Raw genomic sequence first — 17,135 nt, 5'->3', positions numbered from 1 at the left:
TGATTTGTTAATGTAATTGCGGGTTCCTGCCGAAAGAGTTATTAAGGTTCTAGACTTTATATCTGAAACCTTCGTTAGGAAGCGTGGAGTTGCTTCCTAACGTTTACAGCATGGATCGCTTACAGCTGTTCACTCTTATGAGGTAAATCCATGTTCTTAAGAAAAATAAACATTGCTCCAAGGGCGTTTCTCGGGTTTGCATTTATTGCACTGTTAGTAATCGGATTAGGGTTTTTTGCGTTGAATCGTATGTCACTCATTCGACAAGCCACAGTGGAGATGGAGACAAATACCTTGCCCAGTATCACCCTTTTAGGGAACGTTAAAGAAATGGCAATGCGCTTGCGAGTTTTCTCATTGCGCTTAGTAGTTAATAGAGAACCGGAGATGATTCAGGAAAGCGCCCAGATAATTGCAGAGACCATTGCTCAGTTGCAGAGCGATAAGACGAATTATGGTTCCTTGCCAGCTGGAGTGGAGGAGAAGGCTACTTATCAAAAATTTGATGCTTCTCTAGGTCAGTATGTTAGTTATCTTAATCAAGCGGTGCAACTGTCGCGTGAAGGTAAGTTTGAGGATGCTCGAACTATGATTAATGCGACTATGAGGCGAACTTCGGACCTGATGACTGCGCAGCTTAATGATTTGGTCAATATTAATAAAAAAAGCACGGTAACTTTATCTGAGGCAGCGGGCAGAGAGTATGAGATAGCAACGACCGCTATTATTGCTGTGGCGATTATTGCCTCACTGCTAACCGTTGTGCTTGCTTGGTCGCTGACTCGCAGTATCGTAGCGCCTTTGTCGCGAGCCGTCAGCGCAGCGCAGGAGATCGCCACGGGAAATCTCACCAAGCTTATCCAAATTGACGGTGACGATGAGGCTACACGTTTACTCGAAGCATTGGTGATCATGCAGAAAAGTTTGCGTGAAACGATCGAATTGATATCAGGCTCGGCCACACAGCTGGCGTCGGCAGCTGAAGAACTGAGTGCTGTTACAGAAGAATCGTCACGCGGGCTACAACAGCAAAATGGCGAGCTTGAGCAAGCGGCAACCGCCGTGAATGAGATGACTGTAGCGGTCGAAGAAGTTGCTCGCAACGCTGTGTCCACGTCTCAAGCCTCAGAGCAATCTACTCAGACTGCACGTCAGGGGCGCGACAAAGTTGTCCAGACGGTGCAAGCGATTCAAGTAATGACGGAAGATGTTAAGGCGGCATCAAGCCTCGTCGAAGGTTTGGCTGAACAGGGTCGCGATATCGGTAAAGTTCTAGATGTCATTCGCTCTATTGCTGAGCAGACAAACCTTTTGGCTCTTAACGCTGCCATCGAGGCTGCGAGGGCTGGCGAAGCTGGCCGTGGATTTGCAGTAGTGGCTGACGAGGTGCGGGCCCTTGCTCATCGCACCGCTCAGTCTACGCGTGAGATCGAGCAGATGGTGGCCGGTATTCAGAGTGGGACAAGCGAAACCGTTCAATGTATGGCTTTGAATACTAGTCGTACGCAAAACACCCTTGAGTTAGCGCGCGCTGCGGGAGACGCTCTGGAGCAGATCACAGATGCTATTTCGCAAATCAATGAGCGAAATCTGGTTATTGCTAGTGCCTCTGAAGAGCAGGCCCAAGTTTCTCGCGAGGTCGATCGTAACCTAGTCAATATTCGTGACTTGGCAACTCAATCTGCTGCGGGTGCGAATCAAACAAGTGCCGCCAGTCATGAGCTTTCAAGGCTGGCGGTTGATTTGAATGGTATGGTAGCACGCTTTGTGATCTGATCGATATACACCAATTGCTTAAAGGCTCCGCTGCTGGGGTTGCAGCAGAGCCTGGCGCTCCTTGTGTTGAATCCGAACTAAAAAAATAGGCTCATGTACTCTCTGAGTAAGGCAAGTGTAATTACCACTTGGATTTTTCGATCATAGATCCACTCGTTTTTTCTCTGGCGCTGTGTTGTCGGATGGACAGTCCTATATGTGAAGCTGCTTAATCAGTCGACTAAATTCAATTCCAATTATAGAAAGCTCAGAACTTGAAATGGCTGGCTAATTGAATTCCTCTTAGTCTTGATTTGAAGGGGCTCGTATGCTGACTAGCCTACGGTCCACCTCCCTCAACATGCTCCAGGGCATTGGTCGCTGTCGTGGCTCGCAACCCATGCACGCCCAGGCCTTCGATGTGAATATCCGCCGCCTTGGCCCACTGGGCCACCACCTTATAGATGCCATCGGGACAGATCCCGGTACCGGTGGTGCGGCCACGGATCGAGCGAAACAACGGGCCAGGGCCGGGCTCGCGTTGGATATCGGGCTCCAGGTACGCATGGATCCGTTCGGCCGAGACGGGGTGCAATGGTAAGTTGTAATAGCCCAGGCAGGAGGCTAGCCCCATTAGTAATACGTCTTCATCTACTGTGAGGGCAAAAGATCCCAGCGGCTCCGACAGTGACCAGCGCTGCACTTGACCGCGAAAGGGGTCCAGAGCAAGCAACTCGCAGCCGGGGATATCGGTCCAGAACAGGCGTTCGGTTCTTTCACACCAGACAGGGCACTCGCCAAGAAGACTGGTGGTGCCGGTTAGGGTTTCAAACATGGTTGCGTCCTACGAAACAGGATGGGCCAAACAAGGCAGTCAGTCGGAGAAAAGTGCTAACCACCTGTCACCGAACAGGGCGATGGCCAGGCCTGCGAGCATCACCATCGACCCGGCCAACTTGACGAGAGACACGGGCCTTTCCGATGCCCCCATCAATCCGAAATGATCGATAACCAGTGAAGAGAAAATCTGACCTGCGATAGCGAGGCCCAGCAGGGCTGATAGACCAATTTTTGGTGCAAGCACCACGTAACTAAGCAAGGCACCGGCACCCAGCAGACCGCCCAGCAGGCTCCACCATGGCTGGGCAGGTATAGCCGCCAGTGAGGCCACTATCCCGCCACGCATCAATGAAAAGACACCCAGGCATACCGCTCCGGCAGTAAATGAGAACAGCGCCGCCGCTACGGAATCGCCACCCACGCCTTTAGCGAGTTGGCCATTCAGCGTGGTCTGCAGGGTGATGCCAAGCCCCGCGCAAACTGCCAGCAGGTAGTAGGCTACGTTCATACCACGCCTCCTTAACTGGCTGACTCAAGCTGCATGAATGTCGAGGCAAAAATATCCGGCTGGTAGCCTGCCGCAGCAAACAGATGCTCAAGGGACTCGTCGATTGCTGCACGCAGCCTTTCGCTGTCCACGCCCAGCACCTTGCCGCCGCGCTTGACGATGCGACCGCCAATGATGACCGTATCGACATTGCTGCGCTCGGCCGCGTGTACAACGGTGCCAAATGCGTTACCCAGCGGGTAAAGGTTGATGTCCTGCGCATTGATAAGGATCAGGTCGGCCTGTTTGCCGGGAGCCAGGCTGCCGACTTTGTCCTGCAATCCGGCACAGGTGGCGCCGTCGAGAGTGGCGGCTTTGAGCAGTCCATGAGCAGGCAGGGTCACCGGATGAGGTTCTGCGCCGCAGCAGCGCTGCTGGTGCATGCCCATGACGCGTTGCAGGTAGAACGCCACCCGCATCTCCATGAACATGTCACCGCTGTAAGAGGTTTCGTTATCGACACTCAGCCCCGGGCTGATGCCGTGACGCTGGGCCGACTGCATGGCGAACATTCCATCTTCAATGCCGTAGTGGGCATCTGAACGCGGACATACGTTGACCCGCACGCCTGCCTCGCGAAGGATTTTCCAGCCGGCGTCCGGCAGCGCGGTGCAGTGGTTGAAGATGTTATCGGGGCGCAGAAGGCCCTCGCGATGCAAACCCTCCAACTCAGTTGCCATGTCCCCGCCAAAAAATTCGGTAATGATCGGCAGCCCCAGACGCCGGGCTTCAGCCCATAGCTCAGGTTCCAGCTGCGCCATCACAGCCAGCGAGAGCAGTGGGTTGTCATCGTTCTTGACGTATTTTTCCTGCAGGCGCTCCAGGTTGCCGGGCCAGTGGGCTTTGTCCCACTCACCAGAAACTGGCGCACCGGAGGCGTGTACAGATCGGATACCAGCATCAAGCAGCGCCTCGACCGCAGCATCGGAGTGCGCGCCGGTGCGGCTGTTGTGCGAGTTATCGACCACGGTGGTGATGCCGGCATCGATGCAGCCCAATGCAGTCAGCAGATTCCCGATATACATGTCAGCCGGGCGATAGTATTTGGCGAACGAGAAGTGCGTGGCGTTGCAATAGTCTTCCAGGGTTTCGGCATTCGGATTGATTCGACGCAGCTGCCCTTCCCAGGAGTGACGGTGCGTATCGACCATACCGGGCATGGCAATCATGCCGGATGCCTCGATAACAACGGCGTCGCCGGCCTCGATGTTTTCACCTATGGCCGTGATGGTGCTGCCTTCGATAAGGATATCGCCGCGCGCCAGATTGCCGATATCACCGTCCATGCTCAGCACAGTGGCGCCGCGGATAAGGGTGCGGGCGGCCGGAGCGGCCGGGGCCTGCACGATGCTGCGGTTATATTCGGCCATTTTCGGTACACCTCTTCAAATTTCGTTGGAAGCAATGTACGCAATGCGATACTGCGGGAAAAAGATGGTTAAACTGTTTTTATTATTCAATATTTACGAATAATAAAGACTTCCCCGATCACTGCTTTGAGGCTGCTAACAGTCATGGACCGTATTCAAGCGATGCAGGTTTTCGTACGTGTGGCAGAAGCAGGAAGCTTTATCCAGGCGGCGCAAACGCTCTCTTTGCCGGCCTCGACAGTTACCAGCAGCGTTAAAAATCTTGAGAAGTACTTGCAGGTGCGCCTATTGAACAGAACAACACGGCGGGTCAGCCTAACGTCTGAGGGCATACAATATCTGACGCAATGCCGGGAAATATTGGAGCTGATAGAACACACAGAGACCAGCCTGACGGATTCCGTAAAACGGGCACAGGGGCGTTTGCGTGTCGATATGCCGGGTGGCATTGCACACTTCATCGTCATGCCAAACCTGCAAGACTTTTACCGGCGCTACCCGGATATCTACCTGATGATAGGCGTCAATGACCGGCAGGTTGATCTGATTCAGGAGGGTGTCGATTGCGTCATTCGTACAGGCGAGCTCGATGACTCAACGCTCGTTGCGCGCCCCCTCGGCCGGTTTCGCTGGTTGACCTGTGCGTCTGCCGCCTATCTCGAAGAGAACGGTACTCCGCAAACTCCGCAAGATTTGTCTCACCACCGGGCCATCCATTACTTCTCGGGCCGCGCAAGGCAAGCAGGTGAAATGCGCTTTGCCCGTGGCACCGAAAAAATCTCAGTCCCGGTGAACGGCACAGCGGCTGTCAACGAGACTGGGCTTTACATCAAAATGTGCCTTGAAGGCTTCGGGCTGGTGCAGCTCGCTGAGAACGTGGTCAGCGAGCATCTGCGAGAAGGGCGGCTGGTCGAAGTGCTTGCTGACTGGCAGCCCGCATCGGTTCCTGTGCACCTGCTATACCCGCATCAGCGCTTTCTATCACCAGCTGTGAGCGCATTCGCTGACTGGATTGCCGGGCTTGTTCCCGACGATGATTCAGCAGGTTCAAGTTGAACGTTGCGCCCGGCCAGCATGCCGGTGAATGCGCCGGCTACGGAGATTGCGACTGTGATCAGCAGCGGCGATGTCCAGCCACCGGTCCAGTCGTGCAGTTGGCCCAGCAGCAAGGGGCCTGCGGCTGCCATCAGGTAGCCGACGCACTGCGCCATTCCTGAAAGTGCCGCCGTGTCACCGGCATTTTTTGTGCGCAAGCCGATGAAGGTCAGGCCGAGCATCATGCTGGCACCAGAGCCGAAGCCCAGGAACGCGGCCCACAACATGGCGTAGTCTGGCGTGTAAATGAGCCCGATCAGGGATGAGGCGGTTAACAGGCTGACGGTAGCGGCTGCCAGTTTCTGGTCTTTGAGGCGACGAAGCGTGGCCGCCAGAATCAAGCCGGGAATGGCCGTGGTCAGTTGAAGCGTGCCGTGTACCGTGCCAGCTTGCTCCGGGGATATGCCATGGTCCATCAGAATCGTCGGCAGCCAGCCGACGGCGACATAAAAAGGCATCGCGTTCAGCCCCATGAACAGCGTGACCTGCCATGCCAGCGGCGAACGCCAGACGGCCACGGTTGGCGCTTTTTTCGGAGCTGACAGATTTACGTGTTCGTGTTTTTTCAACTGCGGCAGCCACACCACCAGCGCCAACAACGGGGCTGCGACCAACAAACTCAGGGCAATCGGCCATCCCCATGATTGGGTCAGCGGAACTATTACGGCTGAACCGACAGCGCCCGCTGCACCCATCGTGATGGAATAAGCGCCGGTCATGGACGCCATTTTTGTCGAGAAGTCGCGTTTGATCAGGCCGGGCAGCAGCACGTTGCCCAGGGCGATCCCAGTGCCTATCAATATCGTACCGGCGTACAACGCCCACGCGCTGCCTGCGGAGCGGAGCAGGATGCCCGCTGAAATGACCAACAGTGCACCGAAAAGCGTGCGCTCGATGCCGAACCTGCGGGCGACCGATGCGCTGAGCGGGGAGAAGGCTGCAAAGGCAAGTAATGGCAGTGAAGTAAGCAGGCCTAGAGCTGAGGCGCTCAAGCCAAAATCATTCTGGATCAGCGGCAAAACGGGCGCGATGCTGGTAAAGGGAACGCGCAGGTTCACGGCGATAAGCAGAATGCCTGCGACGAGCGCGATGGCATGCCACTTGTTTTTTGTATCTGACATATTCTTTATCTGTCCTCTTAAAAGAAGACAACTGTAGAGAACTTCAGAACCGTCTAATATAGATATCAAGACACCTGATATCTAAATTATGCCAAGCTCAAAAAGTGTCGTTTCCTCGCCGGAAGATTTCGATTCAGACCTTTTCGCCCAGGCAGCGATTGCCCTCAAGGTTGCGCCTGACCTGAATAATTCCGGTGCTTGTCCGCATGATCATCGCAAAGGCCAGCTCATCCTGTCTTTGCATGGCGCAGTGAGCTGTGAGGTGCAAAATGCACTCTGGCTTGTCCCTCCCCAGCACGCCGTATGGATCCCGGGCGGCACGCCGCACAGTTGCCGAGTGACCGAAAACGCCCGGACCTGCTTTCTGTTCGTTGAGCCCGGTGCGGCAGCCATGCCTGAAGAATGCTGCACGGTTGCCATTACGCCCCTTGTTCGGGAGATGGTCCTGCATCTCGCTGAACAGGAACCTGCTTACCATTCCGAGGGCAAGACAGCTCGGCTGGTTGCAGTGCTGCTTGAGCAGCTTTCCGATGCCCCGCTGAAAGAGCTGCATTTGCCGATATCAGACCACCCCAAGATCAAACAAATCGCGGATACGCTCTTCTCAGATCCAGGCGACCGAACCACTTTGCGCGAGTGGGCCACTCGGCTTGCAACCAGTGAACGGACGCTGGCCAGGCTTGTAGAAAGCACGACCGGGCTGAGCTTCGGACGCTGGCGTCAACAATTGCATTTGATGATCGCACTGAGTCATTTGGCGGAGGGGGTATCCGTGCAACGTGTGGCGGGCATCCTGGGATATGACTCTGTTAATGCATTCATCACGATGTTCAAAAAAGCCCTGGGAAAACCGCCTACTCAGTATCTTTCCTCTCTGCGCTAGTGCTCAGCTGGCTGATACAAAGCGCCGAGGCTGTAGAACGATCTGTCTGCTATTGCCGATAGTGGCCACTTCCCTATCTCGGCTTTGCCATTTCCTCAACCATTGGCTCCCTAGTGCATCAGCAGCGGTATACCCTCATCATAGGGAAACTGAATCGCCCAAGTTTCGTAGATACCTCAGGGGGGCCGCTTATGGCCGATTCTGTTGAAAAAAGTCTGATTTGCAGATCGGCTGAACTCACGCACGATCTCCACTGGAGAACCTACTCACCACATTGAGTGGTTTTTCGACCCTTCGTTGAGCTTTGCAGCTCGGCTATTGTATTGATTGGAGATTTTTTGCTTTGTGCAGAAGCACCTATCCCGTAACCGGTGGCCCTTGAGAAGAAAATTTGGCCAGCCGTCGCAGGTTCTGCACCGCAGCAGCAAGGGTGAATTCATCAGTCGCGCCACTCATGCCACGTAGTCGCAAGCGATCCAGTTTCAGAATGCGCTTGAGGTGGGCGAACAACATTTCGACCTTCTTACGTTCGTGGCGAGAGCGCTGATGCGCCAGCGTTACTGCAATGCGCCGAGCCACATCACGAGCAGCTTAATGGACGCTGCGGACAATCTTACGAGCCGACGTGTTGGGGCGGCACTTGGCTTTCATCGGACAGGTAACGCAGTCGGTCTGCCGGGATCGGAAGATGATGGTGTTGGCTTTGGTGACGTGTGAACGCTCATTTTTTTGAAGGCTCGCCATTCGCTGCGCAATGGGTTTCCGGCCGGGCAGCGGTATTCCTCAGCCTCTTCATTCCAGTGGAAATCGTTCCTCGAAAAACTGTCGTTCTTTCGCTCGGTTTTGTCCCACACCGGCACATGCTGTTCGATGTCTTTTACCTCAACCATCCAGGCCAGCATTGGCGCTGTACCGTAAGCGGTGTCGGCAATGAGGCGCTATGGCTTGATGTCGAACTGGACTTTGACCCGATCTATCATTGTCTTGACGCTCCCGACTTCCGCGGTTCGATGAGCCGGTGTGGGCTCGACATCTATGACCACGCCGTGCTCGGTATCGATCAGATAATTCGTGGAGTAAGCGTAGAACGCTGGGCCACCTGCAGCCGCGGTCCAGCGGGCTTGAGGATCAGTCAGCGATAGGCGCTTCGGTAGGGTTTCGGCCAGAGCCTCTTCATCGAGTGCCTCAAGATACTCACGCACGGCGCGGGTGCTTAGGGCCGGATCACTCCAGTTCGCCGGTTCATCGCCCGGTACACCGCGCTGCCGGCTGGCATCCGCTTTGATGATGCTGGCGTCCACGGCATAGCCTTCGCCCTTGACCAGACCGGCGTTCATGCAGCGACGCAGCACTTCTTTGAACAACCAGCGAAACAGATCACTCTCCCGAAAACGGCCGTGTCGATTTTTGGAAAAGGTCGAGTGATTGGGGACTTCATCTTCAAGACTTAATCGGCAGAACCAGCGATACGCCAGGTTTAAATGGACCTCTTCGCACAGCCGCAGCTCGGAGCGAATACCGTAGCAACAGCTCACGATCAGCATGCGGATCATCAACTCTGGGTCAATCGAAGGACGCCCAATTGGCTACCTAAAAGGGTGTTCGGTTTCATCAGACCAGTACAGTACCTGGCTGCTGCAGGTTGGCTTGCTCTACTTTATACGCCGGCGTGGGCGGTCTTTTAGATCTCCTAGGCTCGACACAACTATATTTTCACCTTTCGCACATGAATTACGGTTGCTGGCCGCGTATGCACATAGTGGAAATATGGTGTAGAGCTAGTTGCCTTTCTCAATCAACAAGTCAATTGCCGACAGCAACATCACATCATCGGCAGGACCTTCCAGTTTTAGAGACCTTCCGGTTTTATTGTCTCTAATCAGCACGGTGGGGGTCGCTGTGACCCCAGACCTCATCGCTTCTTCAGCCTGGCGACTGATGCGTAGAGCGATCTGTCTATTATTTGCAGCACAGGCCATCAGTGCCTGGTGACTAACGTCGTTGATATCCAACTGACCATTAAAGCCTAGGCCGTTGCTACGGGTTCGTTCAAAGACCTGGTCGACGGCTTGCCAGAAAGCCGGCGCGCCGCTTAACTCTCCCGCGCATTCAACGATTTTGGCTTCGGTTATCGCGGCCGAACCATGAAAATCCAGTGGCAGGTGTTGCCACTGCAAGTTCACGCTTTTCTGCTGCTGTACCCAGGCTTTCAGCGCCGGTGTATAGATCTTGCAATACGGGCATTCCAGATCCGCAAACTCAGTCACAGTCCAGCGAGCATCGGCTGGTCCTAAAAGCCAAGGGCCGGTGTGCCGCGGTATTTGTGCCTCTCTTTTAATGAAGGCGTTGATAAGCAGAGCCGATAAGGTGATGAGGCAAGCCAATGCCACGCTTGCCAGAAGAAGGTTTGAAGGAATTGCCCATCGTCTACCAAGACGCATCACGTCTGAGCCTCTGCTGCGGATTTCGATGACAGAAGCGCTTGTTTGCGCAGGGCTTCAAGAAGGGCGTGTTCAGCACTCTCGGGTTGTGGATGTTGGCGAAGCCAATTGGCCAATACTGTTTGAAGCTGGGACTCGATGTCACGACGGTCCACGGCACGTATCAAGACCTGTTGCAGCTCCTCTATCAGGACGGGGGCGCAAACCTCCAAAGTTTGCAAAGCATCCTCACCGGGCTGTTCAAGCAACTGGGTCAGACTTTCAATCAGGTTCTGGGTCAAGGAATTCAGTGTTCTCATACGTGGCGCTCCAAGGCCGTGACTTGCTCGGGAAAAGTGATGATGTGAGGTTCGATACCGCGATAGCGGTCTAGCGTTGCTGCCACTTCAATGGCCGCGTCGAGCTCATTGCAGCTTGTGGCCTGCATGATGTCGTAGCGTTGTTTCTTCTCTTCCGGTTCCGTCATGGCCAGGGCCAGGTACAAACTAGGTGGTACCACCCGGAACAACATTTCCATGCTTTTGGACAGCACCACACCCTCGGTAAACTTCCCGCTTTCCTTGCGTGCGGACAGCATCATCGACTTCTGAGCGGGGGTCAGTTCACGAAAGCGTGCGATCTTCTCCACTTCATCAGGCGGCATGTTCAAGCAGATCCACCACTCAATCATGTTGAGTAGGGCCGATGCCTCTGGTGGTACGTCGTCAACGTTTTGAGTGGCCATCCAGAACCAAGCTCCCAGCTTCCGCCACATTTTGGTGATCTTGACGGAGTAGGGGGACAGCAGCGGAACCTTCAACTGGATGTGGCCTTCGTCGGTGAAGAAGATCAGGGGGCGGCCTTTGAATTGATCCCGCTCTGCGATGTTGTTGACTGTGTTGAGCAGCGAAATGTAGGCGATGGCCATCTGTGCGCTGTAGCCTTCTCGGGCATACGTGGCCAGGTCCACAATGGTGATGTCCGCTTCGGGCCATGGCGTACCTGGGCGGTTGAACATGTCGCCTTCTGTGCCCATGCAGAACATGGACAAGGCTTCCGCCATCTCCAGGAAGCGTGAGCTTCGAGCGGCCGGTATACCCGGTTCATGCCCCATCTCTCGCAGTGACTCACGGATGTCTTCAGGGAGAACGATGCGTTGCTCCGCTACACATTTCTGTGCCGCATTGAGGATGCATTGGCGGATGGCGCTGCGATCAGCCCGGGTAAGGCGCGCATCTTCTTTATCCTCCCCGCCAGTGATCATCAGCCTGGCCGTAATTTCCATCTCTCCCAGGATGTCGCGCTGTTCGTCTTCGGTTTGGCTTGCCAGGTGTTCGTCCGAGGCATCGAGGTCATCAGCCTTAAGCGTTTTGACGTTCGCGGTCGACTCAATGAGTTTTTCCGCATCGGCGAAGGGCGCTAAGCTGACCCCTGATCCTGGTGCGAGACGGACGCGGTTGACCGTCAAACCGAGCTTCTTGGCAAAGTCTCCCAGCAGACCAAAACTGTTGCCGGCTTCAACGATGAAAAGTCGCGGCCGATAGATGGCCACGATCTGACTAAGGATATTCGTTGCGCTGGCCGACTTCCCTGAACCGGTAGGGCCGAAGATGAATAGATGCGCATTCATTTGGCGGTCCAGCTTGTTCAGCGGATCGAAGGTAATCGGTGCTCCACCTCGGTTGAACAGGGTGATTCCTGGGTGTCCCGTTCCGGTTGACCGTCCCCAGACGGGGGCCAGGTTCGCAATGTGTTGAGCGAACATGAGTTGCGCGTACCATTCCAGTGCCTTGCGCTCATTTGGATCAAAATTGCCGGGCAACCATCTGAGGTACGAGTTTAAGGGGGCAACCTCATCGCGGGGTTCCACGGGCTCCATACCCGCTCCCAGCAAAGCACTGCTCAGTTGCAAACTGCGCTCCTGCAGCTCCAAGTCGTCTTTCCCGCGTAGGTAAAACGCTACGCTACCCCGGTACAGCTTGTGCTTGCGGCCGAGCAACTGGCGGGCGACAGCAACGTCTTCGCGGGTCAGGATCGACGCTTGGGTATCACCAACGGCCTTGCGTGAAAGCTGCTCCAGGTGGCCTTCAAGTATGTCCTGCGGAGTGATCACGAGGGTTATGCAGAGAATGGTGTCCTCTGGCATTTTGTCGAACAGCGCATTGAGCGCATCACCGCCCTTGCGTGTTTCACCGGTCAGGTGTCCCGTCTTGGGCGCTTCCCGCAGACGATCGAGCATCACCACGCGGTGGGGCAGGCCGTCGAAGTACCACAAGCCTTTCTCTGTGTCCGACAGCGGTTCGCGGTAACAGAGGTTTTGCGAAAAGTCGGTACCGCTGGCCAGCGGTAACTCGCCTTCCTCAGTTTCCGGCACCTGCTTGCAAACCACCTCATAAAAACGGCGGATATCAGCGTCTGTAGGGCCGAGGTGGTCAGGCCGCGGGTTGAACCAATGAATCAACCAATGGCGTATAGCGTGACCATCCATGCGATGCGTCTTAATGCCGGCGTTCGCCAGGCCGCCTACCAAGCGATCACAGATGATTTTGAGATAAGGGGCAGGTGCTTGGCCGCGCACGTCAGTTTGTGCCCCCTGAGTACGTCGGTAAACAACAATGCGGACGCGGCGCTGTTGGCCCCTCCATGGCAGTTGGCTGACCTTGGTGTCTTCAAACAGCCCGCCTGGCTTGGAAATGGCTTCCAGATGTTGCTTGATCAGCTTCAAGTAAAGCTCGGTGAAGTCACTGCCCTGTGCCCGGGGTTGAATGTAGTCGTGCAACTGCTGCAGGTAGTTGTCCCAACTGGTTTCGTCCTGAGCGTATAACTGCACGACCCACGGGGAGGTTTCAAGCTCATCGAAAGAGTCTTGTAGGGCGTTTTCCAGGGCATCCCGGGCTTTGCGCAACCAGTCGGGATCTCGACCTTCGGTGCCGATCGGTGTCAGCTCAAAGAACGCAGCACGAGACACACCATCTTCCAACAGCATGGCTTTTTCCGCCGGCAGATAGTCCACCCACGGCAGAAGATCCACGAAAGAGGGGTTAACGTCATACATGCGGTCGACGTCAGCGGTAGTCGCTGGTTTTTTCTTTGGGTTGCGCCAATCACTCGGCGAGGGAATGCCCATGGAAGCCAGGCGTGCGAAATAGCGCTCAGTCGCTGCCTCAAAGGACTCAGTCGCTGATGCCTGCACGTCGACGTGCTCGGTAGCATTCACTGCGAGCTTCGGCTCGACTCGGTCTGAGCCACGTCGTGTTTTAAACCGCTCAAAAAACCTCATTAATAGGCCTCCGTGCGTTCGCCAGGCATGGCGTATTGCACGCGCTGGTACAACGGGAACACTGTGGTGTAGCCCGGGATAGGGGCTGGATCAGAGCCCGCCAGATGGGGAAAGACATACATGACCAGGTCCGGATTGGGCAGACGCTTAAACTGGCTGTAAATCTCGCTCTGAGCCGTACGGGTAAATTTGGCATTCTCGCCCAGGGCTCCAGGCTGATTGGGTTGCAGAGGCCTACGCAGATCCTGTCGGGCATCGAGCAACTGGCGGTTACTCGTGCTATTGCCTGAACCACTGGCACCTTGATCCCAAACGTCCATCATCGTGCTGTCGCCATGGGAGAGCAGCTCGTCCTTACTGGTGGAGCAGCCAGTCCCGAGCATTGCGATCACCAGGTAGGTTCCGATTTTTAAAGAATGATTAGTCAAGCGCAGTCGAAGCATGACGGGCTCCTGAGCGATAGTTGACCTTGCGGCCTTGGAGTTCGTAATCGATGGTCAGCTGCTGGTCCAGGTGAACGGCAACTTTCGCACCGGGCTGCACGTACACTGCCGCGAAGGCTTGCCCGTAGAGCTTGTTCACCCAACTGGACACATCATTGACGCCTTGGCCGATGATCTTGCCCATGGCGTCACTGCCTGAGCCGCCAACTGACCCGATGGTCCCGGACTGCGGATTTATAAATGAACTGCTGTTTCCGTCCGATTTGATGAGGGAGGCAGCTCCGGCTCCGGCCGCGGTAATCAGTACCTGGGAACCGATGTATTGCGAGGCGTTGCTTTTACGATCGCCACTGATGCACGGAATACCGTAGGCATCGCTGATCCAGCCCAGGCCTCCCTGTATGGTGTTCTGGTTGCCATTGTTCTGGTTATTGCTGTTCTGACTGCCATTCGTTTCTTCTTGTGGCTGTGGCAGCGTCCGTACCGTGCCGTCATTGAAGACAAAGGTCAGGCTTTTGATCTGCCCGCGTACGCAAGATAGAGTCCAGTCGCCGGACGCTGTGCCGCTGGCCACGGCGCCGGCGACGTCGGGCAAATCGATACCATTAGCGGTGAGGTTGTCCGGGCCTATCAGTACTTTGAAGGGGTAGGGGTCGTTGACCGTGCCGTCGATGGGCACCCGGCCGATCAGCGCAGACATGGCCACCGAACCCATCAATGTGGAGTTCTGTGGCAGCGTATAGACCTTGCGTACCTGTTTGCGGGCCTCCTGTGGCGAGATCTCACTCGCTACGTTCTGAGCGCCCGTACGCAGAGCATTTTGGCCTCGATCTACGGACTCGCCGAAGGAGGTCGGGAAGTTGAATCCCGAGGCGGTTTGATTGGAACCGGCCGCAATGGGCTTCCCATTGATATCGACAGGGGTTGCGTCCTGCGGCTCGATCCAAACGAAATCCGGTCCAGGAGCGCCTTTGAAGTCTTGCCCATCACCAGGCTGAACGCCGAATCCGATCGGCAAATCCGATCCCGACTGATTGCTGTTAGCTGATTTGCTGCTCAGGCTGTTGTATTGCTGCTGCAGCGTATCCAGGATGGTCTGGCTTTGTTGTTGTGACTCCTGTTTCATTGTTTGCTGGACGTTTTGCAGCTTGCTGTCAACGTTGTCGTTGATCGACTGCAAACGTCTTTGTAGCTCAAGGTTTTGTTGTTTCAGCTCATCATTGTTCTTCAACGCATTGGAAACCTGGTCTTTGAGCTGTCTGCTTTCCACCACGATGGTGCGCAGCGTGTCGCCGGGGGTATCGCCGTCAACGCCAAGCTTTTTAGCTTCACCCGTACTGAGCACGATTGTTTCTGGAGCGTTAGCCTGTTTCTCAGAACTGTCCTTACTGAACAGTTTGACCACCATGAATAACGCCAGGATCGCGAAAGGGATGACCAGGAATTTGACCAGAGGATTACTCTTCATGGCGACCTCCTTTCGGATCGATCTGGCTGACGGCCGCCGGCAGTAACGATTCGGCCAAACCACGGCCGCGTGTCACCAAATAGACCGTTGTGGTGTCACTTGCATCACCCTTGGTGCCGAGGTAAGGGTGCTGAAACGTCGCCGTGATGAAGTCTCCCATCAGCTCCCGCGGATCGAGGGCAAGGTGCTGAGTGCTGGTGTTGCGCAGTTTCACTGCCGTCACCCAGTAATCGTCTAACCGCCATGCTCCTAATGCAGAGGCGTCGACCGGCAACGTCGGCAGCAACGTCGTGAGGTTCAGACCCCGCTTAAGATTGACCTGGGCGATACCGTCCACAGGCTCCACGGTGCGCAGAGGGGCATAGAGCATCTGTGCGGCGTAGCGCGTAATAACCACCGGAAGAGGCGTCTCGCGGCGCGGAGTCGGCGGATCCGCGTATTGAACGTTGGGCTCCGACGTGGGGACCGGAGCGCGACTGCTTGTCGGCTTCGAACTGGCCTGCCCGTAACGAGGCGAGTGACCTTCGCCGGCAACAATTTTTGCAGGCTCGGGTGCGGCCTGATTTGGTTTACCTTCTGTAGCGATGATGTCCACCAACATGATTTCGCCACTGCTCATATTTTGGAGCTGCAGGCGAGTCGGAGGTATGGGTTCTTTGGCCAGGAGGTACAGTGCGCCACCGGTGCTCTGGACGCGCAGCTTATCAACCAAATTCCGGGGTACACCCACTCGAACATTTTGGTCGACAAAAACAATGCGTTCCTGGCCGACGATCAAGGGCAGTGCCAGTGGAATTCGGTCCCAGCGTAAAATCTCAACGGCGTTGGCCATGCCGAAGAAGTTGAGCATGAGCAATCCGATAATCAGCAGCCGACGCATCATCATTTGCCTCCCGATCGGGTAGGTTCTGCGGAGACTTCGATGCGCTGAGGGTTGCTGCTGTAGCAGTCCCAGGCGAGTCCAAAAGAATTTTTCTCGGGGTCAATGTCGGATCGGATGATGTGCAGCGGATAACGCGCTAGTGCCCGTTTCACGCGTTCTCCGCCGTAGTGCTCGTCAGCGGTGATATCCAAGTTGACCGTCCAGTCGTTGATGCTGTGCTGCTCAATATGTTGTTCCGATTTATCGTCAATTCCTCGGCCAGGAATCTCGAATACACCACGCTCGCGTTTGCGCAACTCCCCACTGTTGCGGCGCAGTTCGAAGTCTTTTTGCAGATAGGCTTTGCAACTGGGCGTCAGGTAGCCACTTAATCGGGCGATGTTGTCCTCGTAGTCGGTTTCACCGTCGACGGGCCAGCGGTTCATCTGTTGAAAGATGTACAGTCCAAAGGCATAGACCGACTCAGGTGGGATATCCCACCACTGTCGTGTACTACCTGAACGCAGGTCTGGTGGTACATGAATAGTCAGGTCACGTGGTGCACTCTGCCAGCCATAGGCCATGTACAGCCCCAGGGCGATCAGCAGGCCAATGACCAGGCGCAGGCTGTTGATATGGGACAGTTGGGCGTCCACTTTTTTTCGATAAGTCATTGAGCCCCCGTTCTACGGCAGGTCCACGCACCCGTGCGTGTGATCAGGTGGGCCTTGTTCCAGGTAGGAAGATATCGTGCAATGCTCAGTTGCATCTGGCGGTAGAGCCAGGTGTCCGGTCGGCCGCGTTTCCAACGCCTTAAAAAGCGGCTCGCAAGAGTCAGCCCAAGGATCGCAAAGAGCATGGCCGTGGCGATGATCAGCGCCCAGATATGGGTCAAAATTGCTGCCAGAATCCCAATTACCAATCCTGAGCCGGCACTGATCGCAAGGGTTGCCCACATTTCATCGGCAGTGAGGCCGCCCATGATGACCGGCTGATTGTTCAGCCGTACCGGTAGGAAAATTAGCGTCCCATCGTCAGAGAGTTCTGTCAT

The 17,135-nt window shown here is 55.4% G+C and carries 14 protein-coding genes and 3 pseudogenes; 4 read left to right on the top strand and 13 right to left on the bottom strand.

Annotated elements, in window-relative coordinates; translation table 11 throughout:
• Positions 1–150: 150 nt before the first annotated feature.
• Both HX805_RS32605 and HX805_RS32600 read left to right on the top strand, forming a co-directional pair.
• Positions 151–921 (top strand): annotated as a pseudogene (locus HX805_RS32605) (MCP four helix bundle domain-containing protein); the annotation flags it as partial.
• Complete coding sequence (locus HX805_RS32600) at positions 913–1,776, top strand: methyl-accepting chemotaxis protein (RefSeq protein ID WP_371317074.1); 864 nt, start codon at positions 913–915, stop codon at positions 1,774–1,776. The pseudogene HX805_RS32605 and the gene HX805_RS32600, both read left to right, overlap by 9 nt.
• A gap of 340 nt (positions 1,777–2,116) precedes the next feature.
• On the opposite strand, the pseudogene HX805_RS32335 reads toward HX805_RS32600, so the two are convergent.
• The 3 genes and pseudogenes from HX805_RS32335 to HX805_RS12105 all read right to left on the bottom strand — a co-directional run.
• Positions 2,117–2,590: pseudogene (locus HX805_RS32335) on the bottom strand (SMP-30/gluconolactonase/LRE family protein); the annotation flags it as partial.
• Between the two features lie 39 nt (positions 2,591–2,629).
• Positions 2,630–3,103, bottom strand: a complete 474-nt coding sequence (locus HX805_RS12110; protein ID WP_047541029.1) for a DMT family transporter — start codon at positions 3,101–3,103, stop codon at positions 2,630–2,632.
• 11 nt (positions 3,104–3,114) lie between these two features.
• Positions 3,115–4,512, bottom strand: a complete 1,398-nt coding sequence (locus HX805_RS12105; protein ID WP_047541031.1) for an amidohydrolase family protein — start codon at positions 4,510–4,512, stop codon at positions 3,115–3,117.
• 144 nt (positions 4,513–4,656) lie between these two features.
• On the opposite strand from HX805_RS12105, the gene HX805_RS12100 reads away from it, so the two are divergent.
• Complete coding sequence (locus tag HX805_RS12100) at positions 4,657–5,568, top strand: LysR family transcriptional regulator (protein WP_137205926.1); 912 nt, start codon at positions 4,657–4,659, stop codon at positions 5,566–5,568.
• On the opposite strand, the gene HX805_RS12095 is transcribed toward HX805_RS12100, so the two are convergent.
• Positions 5,481–6,728, bottom strand: coding sequence for an MFS transporter (locus tag HX805_RS12095; protein ID WP_137205925.1), 1,248 nt, complete (start codon positions 6,726–6,728; stop codon positions 5,481–5,483). The two genes, HX805_RS12100 and HX805_RS12095, sit on opposite strands and share 88 nt — an antisense overlap.
• Positions 6,729–6,816: 88 nt before the next feature.
• Between HX805_RS12095 and HX805_RS12090 the strand changes: the two genes are divergently transcribed.
• Entirely contained in the window at positions 6,817–7,611 is a 795-nt protein-coding gene (locus HX805_RS12090) for a helix-turn-helix domain-containing protein (RefSeq protein ID WP_137205924.1), read from the top strand.
• Positions 7,612–7,968: 357 nt separating this feature from the next.
• Here the strand turns inward: HX805_RS12090 and HX805_RS12085 are convergent.
• The 9 genes and pseudogenes from HX805_RS12085 to HX805_RS12045 all read right to left on the bottom strand — a co-directional run.
• Positions 7,969–9,197: pseudogene (locus HX805_RS12085) on the bottom strand (transposase); the annotation flags it as partial.
• Between the two features lie 192 nt (positions 9,198–9,389).
• Positions 9,390–10,052, bottom strand: a complete 663-nt coding sequence (locus HX805_RS12080) for a thioredoxin domain-containing protein (protein WP_047541039.1) — start codon at positions 10,050–10,052, stop codon at positions 9,390–9,392.
• The gene (locus tag HX805_RS12075; RefSeq protein ID WP_047541041.1) at positions 10,052–10,351 is read right to left on the bottom strand and encodes a hypothetical protein; all 300 of its coding nucleotides are present in this window, start codon (positions 10,349–10,351) and stop codon (positions 10,052–10,054) included. Before HX805_RS12075 ends, HX805_RS12080 begins: the two co-directional genes overlap by 1 nt.
• Positions 10,348–13,311: a conjugative transfer ATPase gene (locus HX805_RS12070; protein ID WP_137205923.1), complete on the bottom strand. Its 2,964-nt coding sequence runs from the start codon at positions 13,309–13,311 to the stop codon at positions 10,348–10,350. The genes HX805_RS12075 and HX805_RS12070 overlap by 4 nt, the downstream gene beginning before the upstream one ends.
• The gene (locus tag HX805_RS12065; RefSeq protein ID WP_137205922.1) at positions 13,311–13,754 is read right to left on the bottom strand and encodes a TIGR03751 family conjugal transfer lipoprotein; all 444 of its coding nucleotides are present in this window, start codon (positions 13,752–13,754) and stop codon (positions 13,311–13,313) included. Before HX805_RS12065 ends, HX805_RS12070 begins: the two co-directional genes overlap by 1 nt.
• Positions 13,732–15,222: a TIGR03752 family integrating conjugative element protein gene (locus HX805_RS12060; protein ID WP_137205921.1), complete on the bottom strand. Its 1,491-nt coding sequence runs from the start codon at positions 15,220–15,222 to the stop codon at positions 13,732–13,734. The genes HX805_RS12065 and HX805_RS12060 overlap by 23 nt, the downstream gene beginning before the upstream one ends.
• Positions 15,212–16,105, bottom strand: coding sequence for a TIGR03749 family integrating conjugative element protein (locus tag HX805_RS12055; protein ID WP_137205920.1), 894 nt, complete (start codon positions 16,103–16,105; stop codon positions 15,212–15,214). The genes HX805_RS12060 and HX805_RS12055 overlap by 11 nt, the downstream gene beginning before the upstream one ends.
• A complete protein-coding gene (locus tag HX805_RS12050) occupies positions 16,105–16,758 on the bottom strand; it encodes a PFL_4703 family integrating conjugative element protein (RefSeq protein ID WP_137205919.1) in 654 nt (217 codons plus the stop codon). Before HX805_RS12050 ends, HX805_RS12055 begins: the two co-directional genes overlap by 1 nt.
• Positions 16,755–17,135 carry a TIGR03750 family conjugal transfer protein gene (locus tag HX805_RS12045; RefSeq protein ID WP_137205918.1) on the bottom strand — a complete coding sequence of 127 codons (381 nt, stop codon included), beginning with the start codon at positions 17,133–17,135 and terminating at the stop codon, positions 16,755–16,757. Before HX805_RS12045 ends, HX805_RS12050 begins: the two co-directional genes overlap by 4 nt.

Origin of the sequence: Pseudomonas sp. G5001 (assembly GCF_013385475.1) — a bacterium.
GTDB lineage: Bacteria > Pseudomonadota > Gammaproteobacteria > Pseudomonadales > Pseudomonadaceae > Aquipseudomonas.
Note: the sequence above shows the minus strand (reverse complement) of the source record. Positions and strands in the feature narration are given on the sequence as shown.